The sequence below is a fragment of the Flavobacterium sp. HNIBRBA15423 genome, assembly GCF_052655965.1.
On record NZ_CP199751.1, the window covers coordinates 417,133 to 439,281 of the forward strand.

The 22,149-nt window shown below is 30.2% G+C and carries 18 protein-coding genes; 13 read left to right on the forward strand and 5 right to left on the reverse strand.

Going from position 1 to position 22,149, the window contains the following annotated elements; genetic code table 11:
- Positions 1 to 20: 20 nt before the first annotated feature.
- The 8 genes from pdhA (at position 21) to ACULEV_RS01815 (ending at position 7,996) form a co-directional block, all read left to right on the forward strand.
- The gene (gene pdhA / locus ACULEV_RS01780) at positions 21 to 1,019 is read left to right on the forward strand and encodes a pyruvate dehydrogenase (acetyl-transferring) E1 component subunit alpha (protein ID WP_445456973.1); all 999 of its coding nucleotides are present in this window, start codon (positions 21 to 23) and stop codon (positions 1,017 to 1,019) included.
- Between the two features lie 5 nt (positions 1,020 to 1,024).
- Complete coding sequence (locus tag ACULEV_RS01785) at positions 1,025 to 2,668, forward strand: 2-oxo acid dehydrogenase subunit E2 (RefSeq protein WP_445456974.1); 1,644 nt, start codon at positions 1,025 to 1,027, stop codon at positions 2,666 to 2,668.
- 135 nt (positions 2,669 to 2,803) lie between these two features.
- Positions 2,804 to 3,193, forward strand: coding sequence for a DoxX family protein (locus ACULEV_RS01790; RefSeq protein WP_445456975.1), 390 nt, complete (start codon positions 2,804 to 2,806; stop codon positions 3,191 to 3,193).
- Between the two features lie 71 nt (positions 3,194 to 3,264).
- Positions 3,265 to 4,251 carry a M28 family metallopeptidase gene (locus ACULEV_RS01795; protein WP_445456976.1) on the forward strand — a complete coding sequence of 329 codons (987 nt, stop codon included), beginning with the start codon at positions 3,265 to 3,267 and terminating at the stop codon, positions 4,249 to 4,251.
- A complete protein-coding gene (locus ACULEV_RS01800) occupies positions 4,251 to 4,931 on the forward strand; it encodes an SDR family NAD(P)-dependent oxidoreductase (protein WP_445456977.1) in 681 nt (226 codons plus the stop codon). Before ACULEV_RS01795 ends, ACULEV_RS01800 begins: the two co-directional genes overlap by 1 nt.
- 15 nt (positions 4,932 to 4,946) lie before the next feature.
- On the forward strand, positions 4,947 to 5,546 hold the full coding sequence (locus ACULEV_RS01805; protein WP_445456978.1) for a SprT-like domain-containing protein: 600 nt from the start codon (positions 4,947 to 4,949) through the stop codon (positions 5,544 to 5,546).
- 9 nt (positions 5,547 to 5,555) lie between these two features.
- A complete protein-coding gene (locus tag ACULEV_RS01810) occupies positions 5,556 to 6,611 on the forward strand; it encodes a mannose-1-phosphate guanylyltransferase (protein WP_445456979.1) in 1,056 nt (351 codons plus the stop codon).
- A gap of 5 nt (positions 6,612 to 6,616) precedes the next feature.
- Complete coding sequence (locus ACULEV_RS01815) at positions 6,617 to 7,996, forward strand: DUF389 domain-containing protein (protein ID WP_445456980.1); 1,380 nt, start codon at positions 6,617 to 6,619, stop codon at positions 7,994 to 7,996.
- 7 nt (positions 7,997 to 8,003) lie between these two features.
- Here ACULEV_RS01815 and ACULEV_RS01820 read toward each other — a convergent pair whose 3' ends face one another.
- From ACULEV_RS01820 to ACULEV_RS01835, 4 genes are all read right to left on the reverse strand, one after another.
- Positions 8,004 to 8,777 (reverse strand): ABC transporter ATP-binding protein, encoded by a 774-nt coding sequence (locus tag ACULEV_RS01820; protein WP_445456981.1) that lies wholly within the window; start codon positions 8,775 to 8,777, stop codon positions 8,004 to 8,006.
- Complete coding sequence (locus ACULEV_RS01825) at positions 8,774 to 9,523, reverse strand: MlaE family ABC transporter permease (RefSeq protein ID WP_445456982.1); 750 nt, start codon at positions 9,521 to 9,523, stop codon at positions 8,774 to 8,776. The genes ACULEV_RS01820 and ACULEV_RS01825 overlap by 4 nt, the downstream gene beginning before the upstream one ends.
- 83 nt (positions 9,524 to 9,606) lie before the next feature.
- The gene (locus ACULEV_RS01830) at positions 9,607 to 10,461 is read right to left on the reverse strand and encodes a glycosyltransferase (protein ID WP_445456983.1); all 855 of its coding nucleotides are present in this window, start codon (positions 10,459 to 10,461) and stop codon (positions 9,607 to 9,609) included.
- Positions 10,462 to 10,480: 19 nt separating this feature from the next.
- Complete coding sequence (locus ACULEV_RS01835; RefSeq protein WP_445456984.1) at positions 10,481 to 11,011, reverse strand: methyltransferase; 531 nt, start codon at positions 11,009 to 11,011, stop codon at positions 10,481 to 10,483.
- Between the two features lie 140 nt (positions 11,012 to 11,151).
- On the opposite strand from ACULEV_RS01835, the gene ACULEV_RS01840 reads away from it, so the two are divergent.
- Positions 11,152 to 12,432 carry an amidohydrolase family protein gene (locus tag ACULEV_RS01840; protein WP_445456985.1) on the forward strand — a complete coding sequence of 427 codons (1,281 nt, stop codon included), beginning with the start codon at positions 11,152 to 11,154 and terminating at the stop codon, positions 12,430 to 12,432.
- 72 nt (positions 12,433 to 12,504) lie between these two features.
- Here the strand turns inward: ACULEV_RS01840 and ACULEV_RS01845 are convergent, their stop codons facing one another.
- Positions 12,505 to 13,563, reverse strand: coding sequence for a 3-oxoacyl-ACP synthase III family protein (locus tag ACULEV_RS01845; protein ID WP_445456986.1), 1,059 nt, complete (start codon positions 13,561 to 13,563; stop codon positions 12,505 to 12,507).
- Between the two features lie 275 nt (positions 13,564 to 13,838).
- Between ACULEV_RS01845 and ACULEV_RS01850 the strand changes: the two genes are divergently transcribed.
- The 4 genes from ACULEV_RS01850 (at position 13,839) to ACULEV_RS01865 (ending at position 22,023) form a co-directional block, all read left to right on the forward strand.
- A complete protein-coding gene (locus ACULEV_RS01850; protein ID WP_445456987.1) occupies positions 13,839 to 16,688 on the forward strand; it encodes a histidine kinase in 2,850 nt (949 codons plus the stop codon).
- A gap of 18 nt (positions 16,689 to 16,706) precedes the next feature.
- Complete coding sequence (locus ACULEV_RS01855) at positions 16,707 to 17,459, forward strand: LytR/AlgR family response regulator transcription factor (protein ID WP_445456988.1); 753 nt, start codon at positions 16,707 to 16,709, stop codon at positions 17,457 to 17,459.
- Between the two features lie 205 nt (positions 17,460 to 17,664).
- Positions 17,665 to 19,395, forward strand: coding sequence for a T9SS type A sorting domain-containing protein (locus ACULEV_RS01860; protein ID WP_445456989.1), 1,731 nt, complete (start codon positions 17,665 to 17,667; stop codon positions 19,393 to 19,395).
- A gap of 141 nt (positions 19,396 to 19,536) precedes the next feature.
- Entirely contained in the window at positions 19,537 to 22,023 is a 2,487-nt protein-coding gene (locus tag ACULEV_RS01865; RefSeq protein WP_445456990.1) for a T9SS type A sorting domain-containing protein, read from the forward strand.
- Positions 22,024 to 22,149 lie beyond the last annotated feature (126 nt).

The window sequence follows — 22,149 nt, forward strand, 5'->3', positions numbered from 1 at the left end:
CCAATTTAATTCATAAACAAATGAAACCAATAACAAAAGAAGTTTACCTAAAGTGGTATGAAGAAATGCAATTTTGGAGAAAGTTTGAAGACAAACTTGCTGCGCTTTACATTCAACAAAAAGTAAGAGGATTTCTACATTTATATAATGGACAAGAAGCGGTGTTAGCAGGAGCTTTACACGCAATGGATTTATCAAAAGATAAAATGATTACTGCTTATCGTAATCACGTACAGCCAATAGGTATGGGAGTTGATCCAAGAAGAGTTATGGCTGAGCTTTTAGGTAAAGCAACAGGAACTTCTCAAGGATTAGGTGGTTCTATGCATATATTTTCTAAAGAGCATGGTTTCTACGGAGGTCATGGTATCGTTGGAGGTCAAATTCCATTAGGAGCTGGTTTAGCTTTTGGAGATAAATATTTTGAAACAGGTGGAGTTACAATGACTTATTTTGGCGATGGGGCAGCACGTCAAGGTTCTTTACATGAGACTTTTAATATGGCTATGTTGTGGAAATTGCCAGTTGTGTTTATCGTTGAAAATAATGGATACGCAATGGGAACTTCTGTTGAAAGAACTGCAAATCACACAGATATTTGGAAATTAGGATTAGGGTATGAAATGCCTTGTGGACCAGTTGATGGAATGAATCCAATTAAAGTTGCAGAAGCTATGCATGAAGCAATTGAAAGAGCTAGAAGAGGTGATGGGCCAACTTTTCTTGAAATGAAAACATATCGTTACAGAGGACATTCTATGTCTGATGCACAACATTATAGAACCAAAGAAGAAGTAGAGGAGTATAAAAAAATAGATCCAATCACTCAGGTTCTAGATATTATTAAAGAAAACAATTATGCTACCGATGAGGAAATCGTAGCTATTGATAATAGAGTAAGGGATTTAGTTAGCGAATGTGAAAAATTTGCAGAAGAGTCTCCTTATCCAGATTTAAATGTGATGTATGATGTAGTATACGATCAAAAAAATTATCCATTTTTACCTCATAAATTATAAGTATTATGGCAACAGTAATAAGAATGCCTCGTTTAAGCGATACAATGACAGAAGGAACCGTGGCAACATGGCTAAAAAAAGTTGGAGATAAAATTCAAGAAGGAGATATCTTAGCTGAAATTGAAACAGATAAAGCAACAATGGAGTTTGAATCTTTTAATGCAGGAACTTTATTGCACATTGGTATTAACGAAGGTGAAACAGCTGCGGTAGATTCGCTTTTAGCGATCATTGGTAATGAAGGAGAAGATATTTCAAGTTTGTTAAACGATAAGAAAACAGAAGAAAAAAAGCCTTCATCTGAACCTGAGAATACTGATAAAAAAATTGAGAAAGAGTCAAAATCAAATTCGTCCTTGCCTGAAGGAGTTGTAGTAGTTACAATGCCACGTTTGAGTGATACAATGACAGATGGAACGGTAGCAACTTGGTTGAAAAAAGTAGGAGATACTATTTCTGAAGGAGATATTCTTGCAGAAATAGAAACGGATAAAGCTACAATGGAGTTTGAATCATTTAATGCAGGAACTTTACTTCATATTGGAGTTCAAGAGGGAGAATCTGCTCCTGTAGATAGTGTTTTAGCAATACTTGGTCCATCAGGGACAGATATTTCTGGAGTTGTTGCTAATTATAAAGCAGGTAATTCAGAAGAGAAATCAACTAAAGAAGAGGTAAAGTCTGAAGTAAAACCAGAAACTTCTTCAACAACTGTTCAAAATTCAGATACAAATTCATTTGGTAGAATATTTGCTTCTCCATTAGCTAAGAAAATTGCTGAGGAAAAAGGAATCAACTTATCACAAGTTAAAGGTTCTGGTGAAAACGGTAGAATTGTAAAATCGGATATTGAAAACTTTACTCCATCAAGTGTAAATACTTCAGTTACTTCGAATAGTTCTGCAGAAGCAGTTAAAGAAGCTATAAGTTCTGTTGCAACTGTAAAACCTTTTGTTCCAGCTGGAGAAGTATATCAAGAAGAAATTAAAAATTCGCAGATGCGTAAAGTGATTGCTAAACGTTTAGCCGAATCTAAATTTACAGCACCTCATTATTATTTAACTATTGAGTTAGATATGGATAATGCTATTGCTTCTAGAACGATGATTAATTCGCTTCCTGAAACAAAAGTATCTTTTAATGATATGGTTATCAAAGCTTGTGCAATGGCATTAAAGAAGCATCCTCAAGTTAATTCACAATGGAAAGATGAGGCTATGATTATTAATCATCATGTCAATATAGGTGTTGCAGTTGCAGTTGAAGATGGTTTAGTGGTGCCAGTATTGAAGTTTACTGATTTAATGAGTTTGACTCAAATTGGTGCAAGTGTAAGAGATATGGCTGGAAGATCTAAAGCTAAGAAAATCCAACCTGCAGAGATGGAAGGAAGTACTTTTACTATTTCTAACCTTGGAATGTTTGGTATTCAGTCTTTTACATCAATTATTAATCAGCCTAATTCTGCAATTTTATCTGTAGGAGCTATTGTTGAAAAACCAGTTGTTAAAAATGGTCAGATTGTTGTAGGAAATACAATGACAGTAACATTAGCATGTGACCATAGAACAGTTGACGGAGCAACAGGAGCTCAGTTTTTACAAACACTTAAAGCTTTTATGGAAAATCCAGTTACAATGTTAGCCTAATTTTAATAGTTATATATAAACAAAAAATCCCGTGTAAACGGGATTTTTTGTTTATTAAATTCATCTATAGTATTCTAGCTAACATTTTAGTTGGTTAGTATAAATTATTTTTGTTTCGAAATGAAAACTATAATTATGATGAGAACAATTTTAATTTGGGTTATTAAGCTTACAGCAGTAATTATTTTATTGCAAACTTTGTTTTTTAAGTTTACAGGAGCTTCAGAAAGTATTTACATTTTTTCAACGCTTGGTGTCGAACCTTACGGCAGAATAGGTTCAGGAATAATAGAATTAATAGCTTCTCTTTTAATTTTAATACCTAGAACTACTTTGATAGGGGCTTTATTAGGTTTAGTAACTATGTTTGGAGCCATATTGTCTCATTTTACCATTTTAGGAATAGAAGTACAAAATGATGGAGGTTTTTTGTTTGTTCTAGCTATTATTACTTTTATTTGTTGCTTCATTTTAGTGCATATTAATAGGAATAAAATCTCAAGTTTAGTAAGGCTTAAAATATAGATTTTAAATCTTCTAGTACTAAAAATACTGATATTGTCAGGATTTTATTATTTTTACGAAAATATAAAATAATGAAAAAAATATCTTTTCTTGTAAGTTTACTTCTTGTTGCTTGTGGAAGTACTAAGCCTATTGTTTCTAATATACCAACCGATAATGTTGCAACTACTAATACTGTAACTGTAATAGATTTTGTAAAAGAAGAAAATGTTTCAAAAACGCTTAAATTTTTAACATCTGATGAATTAGAAGGGCGTGATACAGGAAGCAAAGGGATTGAAAAAGCAAGTATTTATTTAGAGAATTTGTTAAAAGAAAATGGAGTAAAACCTTATTTTAAAGTATATAAGGATACATTGTCTAATTTGGATAAACCAGCATATAATATTGTTGGTTTTATTGAAGGTAATGACCCAAAACTAAAAAGCGAATTTGTTATTATCGGAGCACATTATGATCATATAGGAAGAATTAATGCGGTAAATGGAGATGATATTGCTAATGGAGCTAATGATAATGCATCTGGTACAACAGCTGTAACTGAAGTAGTAAAATATTTTGCAAAAAATAAAACGAATAAACGTAGCTTAATTTTTGCTTTCTTTTCAGCTGAAGAAAAAGGTCTGTTGGGTTCAAAACATTTGGCTAAAAAACTAAAAGAACAAAATTTAAATCTATATTTCATGTTTAATTATGAAATGATAGGGGTTAAGATGAATACAGAAGAAATGTTGTTGTATTTAACAGGTTTTGGAAAAAGCAATATGGCTCAAAAAATGAATGACTATGCTGGTGAAAAATTAATTGGTTATATTCCAGCAGAAACACAGTATCAATTGTTTAGAGCATCAGATAATTATCCGTTTTTTACAGAATTTGATGTTCCAGCTCAAACGGTTTCTACTTTTGATTTTGAAAATTTCCAATTTTATCATCAACCAGGTGACGAATTCGAATTAATGGATACTAAACACATGACAAATGTGATTAATAAAACAATTCCAGTTTTACAAGCTATGATAAATGCAGAAACGAAGGAAATTCAAATGAAGCAATAATGAAGAATATAATTATAACTGGAACATCTCGAGGAATAGGGTATGAGTTAGCTCTACAATTTGCTAATGAAGGACATCAAATTCTTGCGATTTCTAGAAAAATTCCTCAGAAGTTTTTAGAAAATGAAAACATCACTTGCTTAAATATTGATATTTCTATTGAAGAGGAATTATTAAAAGTTGAAAAGTTTGTAAGCCAATCCTGGAAAAGTAAAGTAGATATAATTATTCATAATGCTGGTTTATTGATACATAGACCTTTTGAAAACTTATCATTAAAAGACTTTGAGCAAGTGTATAAAGTTAATGTCTTTGCAGTTGCAGAACTAACACGCATTTGTATTCCGTTTTTAAAAAAAGGAAGTCATGTAGTAACAATTAGTTCAATGGGAGGTATTCAAGGCAGTATGAAATTCGCTGGTTTAGCAGCCTATAGCTCAAGTAAAGGAGCGGTTATCACACTTTCAGAATTATTAGCAGAAGAATATAAGGAACAAGGAATTGCATTTAATGTTTTGGCATTAGGTTCTGTAAATACAGAAATGTTACAAGAAGCATTTCCTGGTTATGAAGCTCCTGTTTCAGCGAAAGAAATGGCTAATTATATTTTTAATTTTGCTTTAACAGGGAATAAGTTTTATAATGGAAAGGTTTTGCAAGTTTCATCAACAACACCATAAATTGATAAGTTATAATTGGATACATTAAAAAAATATCTACCAGAACACGCAGTTCAATCTTGTTTTGAGCTAATCAAAGTAAATCATGTACATTTAAAAATTGTAAATGAACGAGTAACTCGTCATGGTGATTATAGAAAAAACACGAATGGATATCATCAAATTACAGTGAATGCAAGTTTAAATAAATATCGTTTTTTAATTACTTTAATACATGAAATAGCTCATTTAGTTGCTTTTGAAAAATATGGAAGATACATTAAACCTCATGGTGACGAATGGAAATTGACATTTCGCCAATTGATGCTACCTTTTATTAGACCAGAAATTTTTCCTAATCAATTATTACCTTTACTAGCAAGGCATTTTAAAAACCCAAAAGCTAGTAGTGATACAGATGCAACATTATCATTAGCTTTAAAGCAATATGATGAGAAAGAGTCAGACAAAAATTATATCTTTGAAATACCTTACGGTTCATATTTTAGAATACATAACGGAAGAGTCTTTAAGAAAATAGCACTTCGTGTAAAAAGATATGAATGTATAGAGTTGCAAACTGGTAGAATGTTCTTGTTTCAGCCTAATGCTGAAGTGGAAGTTGTACCAAATTAAACACAGACAATGAATAAAAATTATTATGCAATATTAATGGCTGGAGGAGTTGGTTCTCGTTTTTGGCCAGTAAGTACAACCGATTTTCCAAAGCAATTTCACGATATGCTAGGAACAGGTGAGACTTTAATTCAAAAAACATTTGGTAGACTTTCTCAAATTGTACCTAAAGAGAATATATTGATTTTAACAAATGAAAGTTATAACAATATTGTTTTGGAACAATTACCTTTAGTTAAACAAGATCAAATTATTTTAGAACCAGCGATGCGAAATACAGCTCCTTGTATTTTGTATGCATCACTAAAAATAAAAAAACAAAATCCAGATGCAGTTGTTCTAGTCGCACCAAGTGATCATTGGATTGATGACGAAATGCAGTTTGTAGCTAATATTCAACGTTCATTTGATTTTTGTGAATCACAAGATAATTTAATGACTTTAGGAATTTTACCCACATTTCCGAATACTGGATATGGTTACATAGAATATGATAAACTAGACAGCAGACCTGTAAAAAAAGTGGTTCAATTTAGAGAAAAGCCTGATTATGCAACAGCTCGTCAATTTATACAAAGCCGAAATTTTCTTTGGAATGCAGGAATTTTTATTTGGAGTGTGAAGTCTATTTTGGATGCATTTCATGCGTTTCAACCAGAAATGTTTCAACATTTTTTGAATGGTTATGAAGCTTATAATACAGAAAATGAAAAAGATTTTATTCATAAAAATTACCCTTTAGCTGAAAATATTTCTATTGATTATGCAATTTTAGAAAAAGCACAAAATGTTTTTGTAATGTCTGCAACCTTTGATTGGAACGATTTAGGAACTTGGGGATCACTTTATGATAAACTTCCTAAAGATGAAAATTACAATGCAGTAGTAAATGCTGATGTGTTTTTAGAAAATGCATCTCATAACATAATTCGTACAGAAGGAAAGAAACTGGTTGTTATTGATGGTCTTAATGACTTTATTGTGGTAGATAAAGAAAATGTTTTGTTGATTTATCCAAAAAGTAAAGAACAAGATATTAAAAGAATAGTTACCAAATTAAAGTAAAATATATGGAGAGAGATAGTAATTCATTTGCAGATATCTCGAAAAGGATAAAATTATTTCTTAGAGGAATTTTTGATATTTCGACTGATACAGACCGTTTAGCAACAATTGAAGACATAAAGTCGGGAATTGATATGAAAGGTCAAAACGCATGGATTTTAATTTTCTCCATTTTAATTGCTTCTACAGGCTTGAATGTTAGTTCAACAGCAGTTGTTATTGGAGCCATGTTAATCTCTCCATTAATGGGGCCTATATTAGGAATGGGACTTTCTTTAGGAATTAATGATTTGGATTTGTTACGAAAGTCATTGAAGAATTTTGCAGTGATGGTTGTGTTGAGTTTAACAACATCATTTTTGTTTTTTAGTATTCCATTATTTAAAAATGAAACTCCAGAACTTTTAGCTAGAACTTCACCTAATGTTTTAGATGTAATTATTGCATTATCGGGTGGTTTGGCTTTAATTATTGCTTTAAGTCGTAGAAATAAATCAATTAATACAATAGCTGGAGTAGCAATTGCTACAGCATTAATGCCACCATTGTGTACTGCTGGTTTTAGTTTAGCAACAGGACGTTGGGCTTATTTTGGAGGTGCTATTTTCTTGTTTTCAATCAATACAATTTTTATTGCTTCAGCTACTTATGTAGTAGTTAAATTTTTAAAATTTCCTCTTAAAGAATATGCAGATGAACTTCGTAAAAAAAGAATTTCGCAAGGATTAACATTTTTAGCATTGCTTATTTTTCTACCAAGTGTTTTTATGTTTTACCAATTGTACAAAAAATCTGATTTTGAACAAAAAGTGAATAATGTGTTGTTAGAATTAAAAGAAGATAAAGGAATAAGTATCTTAGATGTTGATTCTAATTATAAAAACAATATTGTTGAGTTCGCTGTTTTAGGAAAAAGCTTAGAAAATGAAGATATTTACAAAATTCAGAATAAAATGAAGAAGCTAGGTTATGAAAACGTGAGCTTTAAAGTTTTGCAAGATGTTGAGAACAAAGAGACATTAAGTCGTTTGAGTGAAATTGAAAATTCGTATTTAACCACTCAACAATTACTAGTCAAAAAAGAAGAACAATTAGTCAATAAAGACAAAGAAATTTATGAGCTAAAAAACAAATTAAACGCTACGATGAGTATTTCTTTTGATGAAGTCTCTAAAGAAATTAAAAGTTTAAATTCTAATATTACTTCAATCACTTTTTATAATCGTATTTCTACTAATTTCAAAAAAACAGATACTGTTCCTAATTTTGTTTTAAAATGGAATTCCAAAACTAATAAAACTGAAATTACCAAAGAAACAGCCAAATATCAAAATTGGCTAATTCAAAAAATGAAAAACAAGAAAGTTGTAGTTAAGTCGGAATAATTCTAACTTATTTTACATCATCTTCTTCTAAGTACATTTTTCTTACTTTTTTAAATAGCTCTGAGGAATACACAAAATCAGTCACTGCTTCGTTGTCTGTTTTGAAAATTTCTTTATTTGAACCTTCCCATTCCAACAAGCCGTTTTTTAAGAATATAATTTTTTGACCTATTTCCATCACAGAATTCATATCGTGTGTATTGATAACAGTTGTTATATTGTATTCTTCTGTAATTTCTCTAATTAGATTATCAATCACAATAGCAGTTTTTGGATCAAGACCAGAGTTTGGTTCATCACAAAATAGATATTTTGGATTATTTACGATAGCTCTAGCAATTGCTACACGTTTTTGCATTCCACCTGAAATTTCTGATGGTTTTTTATCGTTTGCATTAATGAGGTTTACTCTGTCTATTACAAAATTAACACGTTCTTTTATTTCTGCAGGAGTTTTTTTGGTAAACATTTTTAAAGGAAAACCAATATTTTCTTCCACAGTCATACTATCAAATAATGCACTTCCTTGGAAAACCATTCCTATTTCAGTACGAAGTTCTCTTTTCTCGTCATCAGTTAAATGTGAGTATATTCGTCCGTCAAATTCAATAGTTCCTGTTTCAGGCGTATGAATGCCTAATAACGATTTTAAAAAGACTGTTTTACCAGAACCACTTTGACCAATGATTAAATTAGTCATTCCAGCTTCAAAAACAGTAGTTATGCCTTTTAAAACTTTTTGGTCTCCAAATGTTTTTTCTAAGTTTTTTACTGCTATCATGAGCTTAAAAGAAGTTGGGTTAAAATATAATTCATTAAAATAATAACAACAGATGTCCAAACAAAAGCTACCGTACTTGCTTTTCCTACTTCAAGAGCACCACCTTTCATGTAAAAACCATGAAAAGAAGGAATTGTGGCAAGTATTAAAGCAAAAACAATTGTTTTTATAAAGGCATAGGCAATATGAAAAGGGATAAATTCGGTTTGAATTCCTTGTATAAATTCGGCACTAGAAGTAAAACCACCATAAACTCCAGCCATATAACCACCAAAAACGCCTAAAAACATACTCAATCCAATTACAAAAGGATATAATAGAAGCGCAATTATTTTTGGAAAAACCAAATAATTTAATGAGTTTACACCCATTACTTCCAAAGCATCTATTTGTTCCGTTACACGCATGGTTCCAATACTCGATGTAATGAAGGAACCCATTTTCCCAGCCATAATTATCGAAATAAATGTTGGGGCAAATTCTAAAACAACAGATTGTCTAGTTGCAAAACCAATTAAGTATTTAGGAATTAAAGGATTGGTTAAGTTTAAGGCAGTTTGTATAGCAACAACTCCACCAACGAAAAATGATATAAAAGAAACAATTCCTAAGGAATCGATAATTAAATCATCAATCTCTTTAAAAATAAGTTGTCTCATTACACTCCATTTAGTGGGTTTGTTAAAAACCTCTTTGAGCATAATAAAATACCTTCCTATTTGTGATAAGTAACGAATGAGCATCATGGTTTATAAATATCTGCTAAAATAATAATTTAATGTGTCAATTTGTGAATAAGTCAATTGGAAAATTGATTTCTTATTTATAATTATTTATAAAACAATTTTTCCCTCATCTTTTTCCAACGATAATTTCTTATAAAATTTGCTTGTTCATCAGTTACAAATAACTCTTTTCCTGAAGATTTAGCTTTCCAAAATCCTTTAATATAATCTAAAAAAAGCAATGGTTTTTTCTTTCGTAAAGCTAATTTTAAAGAAGCAATTGCTGTGATAAAAAAGCCATAACCCAAACTATAGAAAGCTTCACCTTGTTTGTAACGAGATGCTTTATTGTAATTTGCTCCTGTAGGTTTTAAGTGTTTTACAGGTAATGTTTCGTCCGTAACTACTTTCCAATTGTAGAATTTGCATAATAATTCATCTACTGTGTCCCAACCCATGGCTGGTTTTAATCCACCTATTTCTTTAAAAGTTGCTTTTCTGTAAGCTTTAAAAGCACCACGTATGTGATCTTTATCAGTTAAATTTTCTAAAATCCATTCACCATTTTTTTCTATATAGGCAAAGCCACCAACCATTCCTATTCTGTCATCTGATTGAAAATGCCCGATTATCGTTTCAAAATAATTGGTCGGAAAAATTAAATCTGCATCAACTTTTACAAGAATATCATAATCAGCATCAATATGTTTTTCTCCTTCATGAAACGCCTGAATTACTTTGCTTCCAGGTAAATGAATGGCATCTGATTTTTTTTCGACCAAATAAATAAAAGTATATTTTTCAGTAAATGATTTTACAATTTGAGAAGTAGTATCTGTAGAATTATCATCTACCACAATGATTTTAGAAGGCAAAATAGTTTGGTTTACCAAAGAATCTAAGGTTAAACCTATAAATTGTTCTTCATTATGAGCTGGAATAATTATTTGATAATTCATTTTTACTAATCACTATTTACTAATTACTCTTCACTTTCTCTGCATAAACCAAATAATATCGATTCGTAAAATAACGCAATAGAGGTCTAAAGCCAACCTTCTTAACAGGATGTGTAAATTGAATGCTATCTATAATTTTAAATCCTGTTTTTTCTAATAACCAATCTAGTTGCCAATCTTCAAATTCATGGTAATGTCTGTCCCATTTATCGGTTTTGCTTCTATAAGCGCTAGAAAACCATAAACGCATTGGAATAGAAATAAGCACTTTATCACATTTTACATTTTCAAGAATAGTGTAAGGATTTAGTAAATGTTCGAAAATTTCAAAAGCAGTAAAAACGCTATATTCTTCATTTTTTAATGTGCTTTGATTCTTGTCTAAATCTTCTCCTTTAGTATTAATAACACTATATCCATTTTCTTCCATTATTTTAGAAAAAGGATTGGGAACGCCTAAATCCAGAATTGTTTCTGATGTTGAAATGTGTTTTTTTAGAAATTCTAACGTAATTCTAAATCGTTTATTAGGATATGTTTTTTCGTACATAGGGTATTGAGAGAACAAAATCGGCTTTCGTTCATAAATTTATGATTGGTCGCAAAGTTACAAAGAATTCAATGCTTTTAAAATGATTATTTTATGAAGTCGTTTTTTTGTATTTTTAACCATATCAAACAAAAATTAAGATGAGAAAAACAGGCACAATTGTATTGCTATTTTTAGCCACTATGTTATTTGCTCAAAATAAAATCATTATCAAATGTGGAAAATTAGTAGATGCCAAAAACAATAAAATTCTTGAAAACAGAACTATTGTTGTAGTTAATGGAAAAATTGACGAGGTAACAGATAAGAAAGTAACCTTAGGTAAAAATGATACTTTTATTGATTTATCTTCCAAAACGGTTATGCCTGGTTTAATTGATATGCATGTACATTTGGAACATGAAACTAATGCCAAACAATATCTGGAAGAATTTACCATGAATGAAGCAGATATTGCTTATCGTTCTATTGGTTATGCTGAAAAAACTTTATTGTCAGGATTTACAACTGTAAGAGATTTAGGAGGAACGAATGTGAATATTTCACTTAGAAGAGCTATAGATGCTGGTTTAGTTAAAGGGCCAAGAGTATTTACAGCAGGAAAGTCGATTGCTTCAACTGGTGGTCATGCTGATCCCACAAATGGTTATCGAAGCGACTTAATGGGTAATCCAGGACCAGAATCGGGTGTGGCAAATGGAGTTGATGAATGTGTAAAAGCAGTAAGACAACGCTACAAAAATGGAAGTGATTTAATTAAAATTACGGCTTCTGGTGGTGTTTTAAGTGTGGCTAAAAGTGGAGAGAATTCACAATTTACTATTGAAGAAATTCAAGCTATTGTAAAAACAGCAAATGATTATGGTTTTAAAGTGGCAGCTCATTGTCATGGTGAAGAAGCTATGAGAAGAGCAGTCATAGGTGGAGTACATTCTATAGAGCATGGCACTTATATGAGTGAAGAGGTCATGCAATTAATGAAAGAACACGGCACTTATTTAGTACCAACAGTAACAGCAGGAAAAGCAGTTGGGCAATTCGCAAAAATACCAAACTATTATCCAGATATTGTAGTGCCAAAAGCGTTAGCCATTGGACCAAAAATTCAAAATACTTTTGAAAGAGCTTATAAATATGGAGTTAAAATTGCTTTTGGAACAGATGCTGGAGTTTTTGTACATGGAGACAACTGGAAAGAATTTATTTATATGAGTGAAGTGGGTATGCCATTTATGGAAATTCTAAAAACGGCAACAATTAACGCTTCAGATTTATTAGGACAGTCAGAATTTATTGGAACAATTGAAAAAGGAAAATTTGCTGATATAATTGCCGTAGACGGTAATCCAACAAAAGATATTGAAGTTATGGGTAAAGTTACTTTTGTTATGAAAGCTGGAGAAGTTTTTAAAAATGAATAAACTTTATATAATCTAACTAAAAAGGGAGTTTGTAATAATAAGCAAACTCCCTTTTTATCTTTAAAAAAAAAATTACATTCTATATGCTACTGCATTAATATTCATTCCAGCTCCTACCGAAGCAAATAAAATAACATCACCTTTCTTTAAACTATGGTTTTCAATTTCACCTTTAACTAGTAAATCATATAAAGTCGGAACTGTAGCTACACTAGAATTACCTAATCGATGAATGCTCATAGGCATAACATCAGCTGGTGGAGTTTGCTTGTAAAGTTTGTAAAAACGATGAATGATAGCTTCATCCATTTTTTCATTAGCCTGATGTATTAATATTTTCTTAACTTCATTAATGGCAATTCCACTTGCATCTAAACATTCTTTCATTGCTTTTGGAACATTCATTAAAGCAAACTCATAAATTTTGCGACCATGCATTTTTATATAGCGTACATTTGGATCATGCGTTATATTGAATGAATTACCAAAAAATAAATAATAAGCTTCATCATAAGTAAAACTTGCCGATTCATGAGCTAAAATACCACCTTCTTCATCAGTAGCTTCAATTATAGTTGCTCCAGCACCATCTGAATAAATCATAGAATCCCTATCGTGTAAATCAACAACTCTTGATAAAGTTTCGGCACCAATTACTAAACATTTTTTTGCCATTCCTGATTGAATAAAAGCTTTTGCTTGAATAACTCCTTCAATCCAACCTGGACAACCGAATAGCATATCATATGCTACACATTTAGGGTTTTTAATTCGTAAATCAAATTTTACTCTTGCTGCTAAACTTGGTAAAGTATCCGCTTGAATGGCTCCTTTTTTTACATTTCCAAAATTGTGTGCGAAAATAATATAATCTAATGTCTCTGGGTCTATATTAGCATCTTTAATTGCTCTTTTTGCTGCTAAAGCTGCTATATCTGAAGTGTTTAAATCATTAGTCACATATCTTCTTTCTTGTATTCCTGTAATTTCAAGAAATTTTTGAGCAACAACATCATTAGGATGTGGAAATGGAGTTCCATCATCATTTAAAAAAACATGTTTTGCAAAATCTATATTAGATACGACTTCCGTTGGAATATAACATCCAGAGCCAGTTATTTTTACATTCATAGGTTTATTTTTGGGTTAACATAACGAAATTATTGATTATTTCTCAACAAAAGATTAAAAATGAATATTTATTTCAATTTATTGATAAATTAATAATTTTTGGTTTTAAAAATGAGATATTCTTAATTTCAGAACTAATTATAGCTTTTAATTTTGTCAGATTAAATACTTGCTAAAAACAAAGAGAGACTTTTCAGAAACTCAAATGACTATTTTAAAAGTTTATCTTTCTAAATAATGATACAAAACTGTATTTTTGAGTTAATATATCTTGAATGAAAATAAAAATAATATTTTTCTTATTCTTAACGTCTTTTTGCTTTGCTCAACAACCTTCTCATATAATTATTGGAGAGGATGAATTAGCAGGCATAAATATCTATAGTATTATTCAAGATATTGATAACACAATTTGGATTTCTACTAACAATGGTTTGTACCATTATGATGGGTTATATTTTACTTTAATAAAAAGTGATATAGTAAAAGATTTATCTCTTTTTGGCTTAACAAAAGACAATAATGGACTTATTTATTGTTATAATTTAAGTGGACAAATTTTTAGAATCAAAGAAAATAAACTTGAGTTGTATTGGCAAATACCAAAAGAATATATTTCAAGTCTAATTTATATAAATTTTGATAATGAAAACAATCTTATTGTTTCAGTAGCGAGTTTATTAAGAGTTAAAGATAAATCAAATTTTGAAGTTATTTTCGATTTAGATAAATCAACAGCTTGTCAAATTGTAAAAGATAAAAATCAGTATTTGTATTTTTATCATGATCGAAGATTATATAGTTATTATAATGGTAAAGTTAAAGTGGAGAAAGATAATTTACAGCTTATTTCTAAGAATTTAATGAAACCAGAAATACTTCAAAATGGAAATATTGGTTTATTTGTAAATTTAGAAGCTAAGGCATTAATTAAAAAAAACGAAATTTTTTATCCTATTAATTTTAATGTTAGTAATGATAAATCTATTCTTTATACAGGATTAGTATCTAAAAATCATGATTTAATTTGGATAACGAGTTCTAAAAATGGGGTTTATTGCTTTGATTCCAAAGGTAAAGCACTTTACAATAATAAATTATTGTTTAAAGATTATTTTATTTCATCTTATTTGGAAGATTCTGAAGGGAATTTCTGGTTTTGTACATTTGGAAAAGGCATTGTTTTAATCCCTAATTTAAATGTAATTGATTATACAAACAATGAATTATTAGAAAAAGACGATTTAAAAAAAGTTACTAAAAAGGATGATAAAATCTATTTTGGAGGAACAAAAGGAGCAATTTATCAGCTTAATAAGGATGAAATAAAACTTGAGCTACAAAATACTAGAAAGATTGAGTATTTAAAATATTTACCAAAAGCAAATTTGTTTTTTGTTAATAATGAAGTTTATGCTGGAAATAACTTTAAATTTCTTGTAGCAAATAACTTTAATAAATATGATATTTTCCAAAATAGTTATTCTGATTCCATTTATTATGTAACTCGTGCAGGTTTCTTTAATTTAGAGGAAAAGCTTAATTCTAGGCAATTAGATTATAAGGTAAGAAGTTATGCAATATTTAATGATGAAAAGAATGAAACTTTTTGGATAGGTTCTTCAACAGGATTAGAAACAGTAAGTAAAAAAGAGTTTAAGAAAGTAAAAGTAGATAATCAAGCGGTTTTTACTACCAGTATTATTGCTGTTGAGAATCAAATTTGGGTAGCTTCTTCTAGTGGTATTTTAATTTTTGAAAAGGATAAACTTGTAAAAAAAATTACAATAAAAAATGAACTTCTTTCAAATAATGTTCTTAAATTAATTTATGATAATGGATTTGTATATGCATCCACAAATGAAGGATTACAACGCTATGATTTATTAAATAAAACATTCAAAAATTTTACTAAATCAGAAGGATTACTTTCAAATGCTATTTTTGATTTTGAAGTTTTGGAAAACCAAATTTACATAATTACTTCAAAAGGCATTCAGAAGTTTAGTTTTGATGATTTAACGGAAGCTAAAAAGTTGCCAAACATTCAGATAAATAATGTACTGATTAATGGATTTAAAAAAATTACTGATAGAGAATACTTATCCTCTGAAGAAAATAATATTGAGTTTTCGTTACTATCTGTTACACATAAAGATAAAAGAAATTTAAAATATGTATACCAATTAGAAGGTTATGATGAGAATTGGTACACAACAGATTTTTATAACAATAAAGTAAAATATACTAAGTTACCTGCAGGGAAATATCAATTTAAGGTAAAGTTAAAAGATGATTCTATAATTTCTAATCAAATTGAAACATTTTCTTTTGAAGTCGAAACCGTCTTTTGGAAAAAATGGCAATTTATTGTTGGAATGATTTTTTTAGTATTCTTGAGTTTTATTATTTATTATCGAATGAGAATTCGTTATTTGATTCGTAAGAAAAATGAAGAAATTGAGAAAGAAAAATATATTCAAGAATTAAACAAATCAAAACTTACTGCCTTAAAATCGCAAATGAATCCACATTTTATGTTTAACGCATTAAACAGTATTCAAGAATTCATTTTGCAAAATAAAAAAGAACTAGCATCAAACTATTTAGGTGATTTTGCCGATTTAATGCGAAGTTATTTGCAATATAGTCAAGAAGATTATATTAGTCTTAGAGATGAAATCGAAACATTAGAGTTATATTTAAAACTAGAAAAAATACGCTTTGAAAACGATTTTGATTATGAAGTGAACTATAAGAAAAATATAGATGTAGACGCATTAGAGATTCCTTCTTTTTTAATTCAACCTTTTGTTGAAAATGCCATTAAGCACGGTTTATTGCATAAAGAAGGCAAGAAAAAAATTATAATTCATTTTTCATTAGAAAGTCCTATAATCTTAAAATGTGAAATTATCGATAATGGTATAGGGAGAAAAGCAAGTCAGGAAATTAATAAAAACAGAAAGCACAAATCCTTTGCGACAGAAGCAAGTAATAATAGATTACAACTTTTAAATCAAAATATTGGAAATAAGATAGGTCTTATTATTGAAGATTTATATGATGAAAACGAAAAAGCATTAGGAACAAAAGTTATAATTACGATACCAATTTCAAAGTAAAAATTAAAGTGAGAAATCATGAAAGTATTAATTATAGATGACGAAAGTAAAGCAAGATCGCTTTTGCACACCATTATCAGCGAATATTGTTTGGAAATCGAAACCATTTTTCAAGCTGAAAATTTATTGAAAGGCATCGAAATCATAAAAAAAGAACCTATTAATATACTATTTCTTGATATAGAAATGCCCAATCATTCAGGTTTGCAATTGTTTGATTTTCTAAATATTGAAGAAGTCGATTTTGAAATCATTTTTACAACAGCATATAGTGATTATGCCATTCAAGCTTTCGAATTTTCTGCTATAGATTATTTATTAAAACCACTTCGTCCCAATAAAGTTAAAGAAGCAGTTGAAAAAGCTAAAAAATCATTAGAGCAAAATCAACTGCAACAACGCTTAACAGAATTAAAACAGGCTTTATCATCAGAAAAATTTAATAAATTGGCATTACCAGTTGAAGATGGTGTTTTGTTTGTTAAACTAGAAGACATTTATTTTTGCGAAGCAGATGGAATGTATTCGAAATTTTATTTGAAAAACAATAAAAAGCTATTGATAAGTAAACCATTGAAGTATTTTACAGATTTATTGGATAATAAGGAAATGTTTTATAAACCACATCGTTCCTATTTGGTAAACCTTCAGTATTTACAAAAATTAGTAAAGAAAGAAGGAACTTATCTTGAAATGGAAAATAATTTTTTAGTACCTGTCTCAAAAGAAAAGAGAGAGGAATTGATGAAAATAATAAGCTCATTAAATTAACCAATATAAATGCTTATGCGAAAATTTTTAGAAGAAAACCGACTCGAGATTACTCTTTTCTTTTTGTATGCTTTTATAGGACTCTTTGCTTTTGTGCTATTATATTGATAATGTTTTAGAAGTTCAAATATACCATTCAGAAGTTGGGGCTTTTAATGGTATTCATAACAGATTATTTTTGAAGAAAAATTAAATTTAGTCGATTATGAAAAAAAGTTTACTATTTGCATTATTTATTACAGTTACTATGTTTGCTCAAACTCCTACTTTTGATTGGGGAAAACATATTGGAGGTTTAAACGATGTTAAAGTTTGGGATAATGCTTTCGATTCTAGTGGGAACGTTTACCTTGTTGGTGAATTTGTAGGCACCATCGATTTTGACCCTGACGCAACTGGCGTTCAAAATGTAACTTCAGCAGGACAAAATGATTCTTTCGTCTTAAAATTAGATTCTCAAGGAAACTTTGTTTGGGTTAAAACCTTTGGAGGAACTGGATTGGATTTAATTTCTAGAGTAGTTGTAGATGATTTCCAAAATGTGTATGTAGGTGGAAGATTTCAAAATGCGATCTCGTTTGCTCCTGTTGGATCTGTGACTAGCGCAGGTGATTATGATGGTTTTTTATTAAAAATGGACAACAATGGACAGCCAATTTGGTATAAAAAAGTAGCTAGTGCAAGTACCGACTTTTTTGTTGGCATAGATGTAGATAGTAATGGTAATGTGTATGCGACGGCTAGTTATAAAGGAGGTACCGTTGAATTAGGACCAGGTACAGTATCTAATTTTGGTAATTCAGCGCAAGGATTTTATGATTTTTTATTAATAAAGTTATCCAGCACAGGCGCTACACTTTGGGCTTATAAATTTGGAGACAATTCTAATGATATTGGTTATAGTGTGAAACTCTCTGATGATGAGACTAAAATAGTAGTTTCTGGTTATTTTAGAGGGATAATCGATTTTGATACAGCTGGATCTACCATTTACAACTTAAGCTCTATTGGAAATGCCGATTCTGGTTTCCTATATGTACTTGATTCTTCTGCAGGTTTTATTTTTGCAAAAGCTTTTGGTAATTCTACTGCGGCTTGTGCATCTTATGATGCTACTTTTGACAACTCTAATAATGTTTATGTTACTGGAAAATTTGCAGGAACATCTGCTAATTTCAGCTCTGGAGTTATTGCTAATTCAAATGGGGGCTCAGGATTTGATGCGTTTGTTGCTAAATATGATATTGCAGGGAATTATCAATGGGTTAAATCTTTTCAAGGAATTGGTTCAGGAACGAATGAACAAGGAAGCGGTATAGATGTCGATAACTTAGGTAATATCTATGTTATTGGAACTTATAATAGTTTTGGTGGATTGGATTTAGACCCTTCCGCAACTGTGGTTAGTGTACCTAATTATGGAAGTACTGCAGGAACTAGCGATATCTTTCTTGTTAGATTAGATTCTAATGGAGACTACAGTTGGGGAACATCATTTACCAATAGTAATAATAATGACGATGCTTGGGGTATCAATGTGGATGATAATTACAATATTTTGATTGCTGGACACTTTTCTGCTACTCAAATGGATTTAAACCCGCTTCCTTACGCAGGAGACCAATTAATAACAGGTAATGTTAATGGGAGTAGTGATATTTTTATCACAAAATTAACGCAACCCACTTTGTCAAATTCAATTTTTGATATCTCTAATACTTTGATTTTTTATCCTAATCCAGTAAAAAATATATTAAAGGTGGAATCAGAAGAATTATTATATGAAATTGCTATTTATAATCTTACAGGGCAAAAAATGATTCTTCCTCAAGAAAATGAGAATATCGATATGTCTGAATTACCTAAAGGACATTATTTGATAAAAGCAACAACAAGTGTAGGTAAAGTTTTGACTAGCAAGGTGATGAAAGAATAGTTTGTTGCTCTTTAGTTTAATTTGAAAGCGACTCTTGAGTCGTTTTTCTATTTAGAAGCCCAAATAAATCATTCAGAAGTTGGTATTTAAAATTGTCATATCCTACCTCTACTTTTGATTTAAAATTCTAAATAATTAATTATGAAAAAAGTATTACTATTTATCTCACTTTTTATTTTCCTTACAATGAACGCACAAATACCTTCCTACGAATGGGGGAAATTGATAGGAAATAATATGAATATCTATGTTTATGACAATGCAGTAGATACAAATGGAAATGTTTATTTAACGGGTGAATATTCTGGAACAGTAGATTTTGATCCTGGAGCAGGAGCATTTAATCAGACAGCAACTGCTTCTGGAGGAAGGGATATTTTTATTTTAAAGTTAGATGCAACAGGATCTTTTAGTTGGGTGAAAACTTATGGAGGAACAGGAATAGATTTTGGTTCTAGAATTAGTATTGACAATAACAATAATGTGTATGTAGGAGGACGTTTTCAAAATACAGTTACTTTCACAGGTTTTGGAGGTTTTTCTAGTAACGGTGGTTATGATGGGTTTTTGTTAAAAATAGATGCTTCAGGAACATTAGAATGGGTTTTGGATCTTTCAGGTGGAGGAACAGAAGGATTTTTAGGAATTACTATAGACAATTTAGGAAATGTTTATACAACTGGCTTTTTTAATACTGCATCGGCTACTCTCGGAGGATTTAATTCAACATGGACCACTTTAACTCGTTCTGGTTCGAGTGCAAACTATGATTTTTTTGTAGCGAAATATAATACTAGTGGTGAAATAATTTGGTCAAATAAGACAGGAGCAGGTTACGATGAAATTCCTTATGGTATTACACTTACAGATGATAATAAAGTAGTTACGGCTGGAACATTTGTAGGAACATCGGTTGATTTTGATCCAGGTGCAGCAAGTACCCTTTTATATAGTAATAGTAATTCCTATAGTACAGGATTCATTCAGGTATTGAACGCTTCAGATGGTACTTTTTCTTGGGCAAGATCATTAGGTTCAGCTTCTAATGATGGTGTTTATGATGTGGCTACAGCCAATAATAATATTTATGTTACAGGATATTTCTCAGGTACACAAGCAGATTTTAACACAACAGGTTCAGGTGGTGGAGATGTAATTAATCGAGTAGGTACTATTGATTCTTTTATTGCAAAATATACTTCTAGTTCCACATTTGTATGGGCAAGACCAATTAGAGGAATTGCAGGTTCGGGTTCCGATACTAGAGGTACAGGGCTTACCGTAAAAGGAACTCCTGAAAAAGTATATGCAACTGGAACTTTTACAGCTCAAGTATATTTAAACCCTCAAGCTGCAGCTAATGATTATTTTATTAGTACTGGTGGTAAAGATGCTTATGTAGTAAGCTTTGATGATGCAGGTGTTTATAATTGGGGAGGAACTATTAGAGGTTCTGGTAATGACGATGCTTGGGGTATTTCAATAGATCCTAATTATAATGTTTTTGTATCTGGATATGCTGCTGGTTCAAGTATTGATTTAGACCCAACTTTAGGAAATGATACAGTAAGTAACTCTGGCTCTGTGGGCGATGATGGTTATATAGTAAAATTGGCTCAGCCAAATGCTTGTTTAGTAAATATTCCAGATACTAATTTTAAAAATTATTTAGTTGGTGATACAAATATAAATACAAACGGAGATACAGAAATTCAATGTAGCGAAGCAGCTGCTTTTGCCACTACCATTAATTGTTCTGGACTAAATATTTCCGATTTAACAGGTATTGAAGCTTTTACTAGTTTAACAGCTTTGATATGCGCGAGTAATCAACTTACAAATATTAATCTAACTCAAAATACAGCCTTAATTACCTTGAACTGTGGTTTAAACCAATTGACATCTTTAGACATAAGTCAAAACGTTAATCTAGAAGTTTTATCTTGTTATACTAATCAACTAACTTCAATAGATCTTTCAAATAATACAGCATTACAAGGAATATACTGTCATACAAACCTATTAACAAACCTTGATGTTTCAACAAATGTTTCTTTATTAGAGTTGTATTGTCATACTAATTCAATAAGTGTTTTAGATGTTGCTACAAATTCAAATTTGCAGGCATTATATTGTTATGGTAATCAGATAACTACTTTAGATTTTAGCCAAAATAATGATTTACTATATGTAAGTTGTCAGAACAATCAATTAAATAGTTTGAATTTAGCAAATGGTACTAATGCATTTATATCTGGTCTTGATGCATCAAATAACCCAAATTTAACTTGTATCCAAATTGATAACGGATTTACACCACCAACAAATGGTAGTTGGATAAAAGACATAACGACTAGTTATAGCGATAATTGTGCAACTTTAAATTCAACCGTTTTTCCAGATGCTTCTTCTTTTATTTTGTATCCAAATCCAGTAAAAGACATAATAACTATTCAATTTGATGCAGAAATAGAAAGTGTAGAATTATATAATTATTCAGGTCAAAAAATGAAAATTGCAGTAGTAGATAATAGAATAGATATGTCAAATTTAGCTTCAGGATTATATATTTTAAAAGCGAAAACAACCACGGGAATAGAGGTAAAGAAAAGAATAATTAAAGAGTAATTTTTATAGTTTTTAGATATTTTGTTTATTAAAGCGACTTGTAGAAGTCGCTTTTTCTTTTCAGAAGTCGAAAGGTTTCATTCGGAAGTTAAGATTTCAAAAAGAATATACCTTGATTTATTTTTG

Bases quoted from the DNA above. Each gene is read 5' to 3' on its own strand.
- ACULEV_RS01850 (WP_445456987.1), top strand. From the start codon at position 13,839: ATGAAAATAAAAATAATATTTTTCTTATTCTTAACGTCTTTTTGCTTT.
- ACULEV_RS01820 (WP_445456981.1), bottom strand. From the start codon at position 8,777: ATGATAGCAGTAAAAAACTTAGAAAAAACATTTGGAGACCAAAAAGTT.
- ACULEV_RS01790 (WP_445456975.1), top strand. From the start codon at position 2,804: ATGATGAGAACAATTTTAATTTGGGTTATTAAGCTTACAGCAGTAATT.
- ACULEV_RS01840 (WP_445456985.1), top strand. From the start codon at position 11,152: ATGAGAAAAACAGGCACAATTGTATTGCTATTTTTAGCCACTATGTTA.
- ACULEV_RS01830 (WP_445456983.1), bottom strand. From the start codon at position 10,461: ATGAATTATCAAATAATTATTCCAGCTCATAATGAAGAACAATTTATA.
- ACULEV_RS01865 (WP_445456990.1), top strand. From the start codon at position 19,537: ATGAAAAAAGTATTACTATTTATCTCACTTTTTATTTTCCTTACAATG.
- ACULEV_RS01860 (WP_445456989.1), top strand. From the start codon at position 17,665: ATGAAAAAAAGTTTACTATTTGCATTATTTATTACAGTTACTATGTTT.
- ACULEV_RS01810 (WP_445456979.1), top strand. From the start codon at position 5,556: ATGAATAAAAATTATTATGCAATATTAATGGCTGGAGGAGTTGGTTCT.
- ACULEV_RS01835 (WP_445456984.1), bottom strand. From the start codon at position 11,011: ATGTACGAAAAAACATATCCTAATAAACGATTTAGAATTACGTTAGAA.
- ACULEV_RS01825 (WP_445456982.1), bottom strand. From the start codon at position 9,523: ATGATGCTCATTCGTTACTTATCACAAATAGGAAGGTATTTTATTATG.
- ACULEV_RS01845 (WP_445456986.1), bottom strand. From the start codon at position 13,563: ATGAATGTAAAAATAACTGGCTCTGGATGTTATATTCCAACGGAAGTC.
- ACULEV_RS01785 (WP_445456974.1), top strand. From the start codon at position 1,025: ATGGCAACAGTAATAAGAATGCCTCGTTTAAGCGATACAATGACAGAA.
- ACULEV_RS01815 (WP_445456980.1), top strand. From the start codon at position 6,617: ATGGAGAGAGATAGTAATTCATTTGCAGATATCTCGAAAAGGATAAAA.
- ACULEV_RS01800 (WP_445456977.1), top strand. From the start codon at position 4,251: ATGAAGAATATAATTATAACTGGAACATCTCGAGGAATAGGGTATGAG.
- ACULEV_RS01795 (WP_445456976.1), top strand. From the start codon at position 3,265: ATGAAAAAAATATCTTTTCTTGTAAGTTTACTTCTTGTTGCTTGTGGA.
- ACULEV_RS01855 (WP_445456988.1), top strand. From the start codon at position 16,707: ATGAAAGTATTAATTATAGATGACGAAAGTAAAGCAAGATCGCTTTTG.
- pdhA (WP_445456973.1), top strand. From the start codon at position 21: ATGAAACCAATAACAAAAGAAGTTTACCTAAAGTGGTATGAAGAAATG.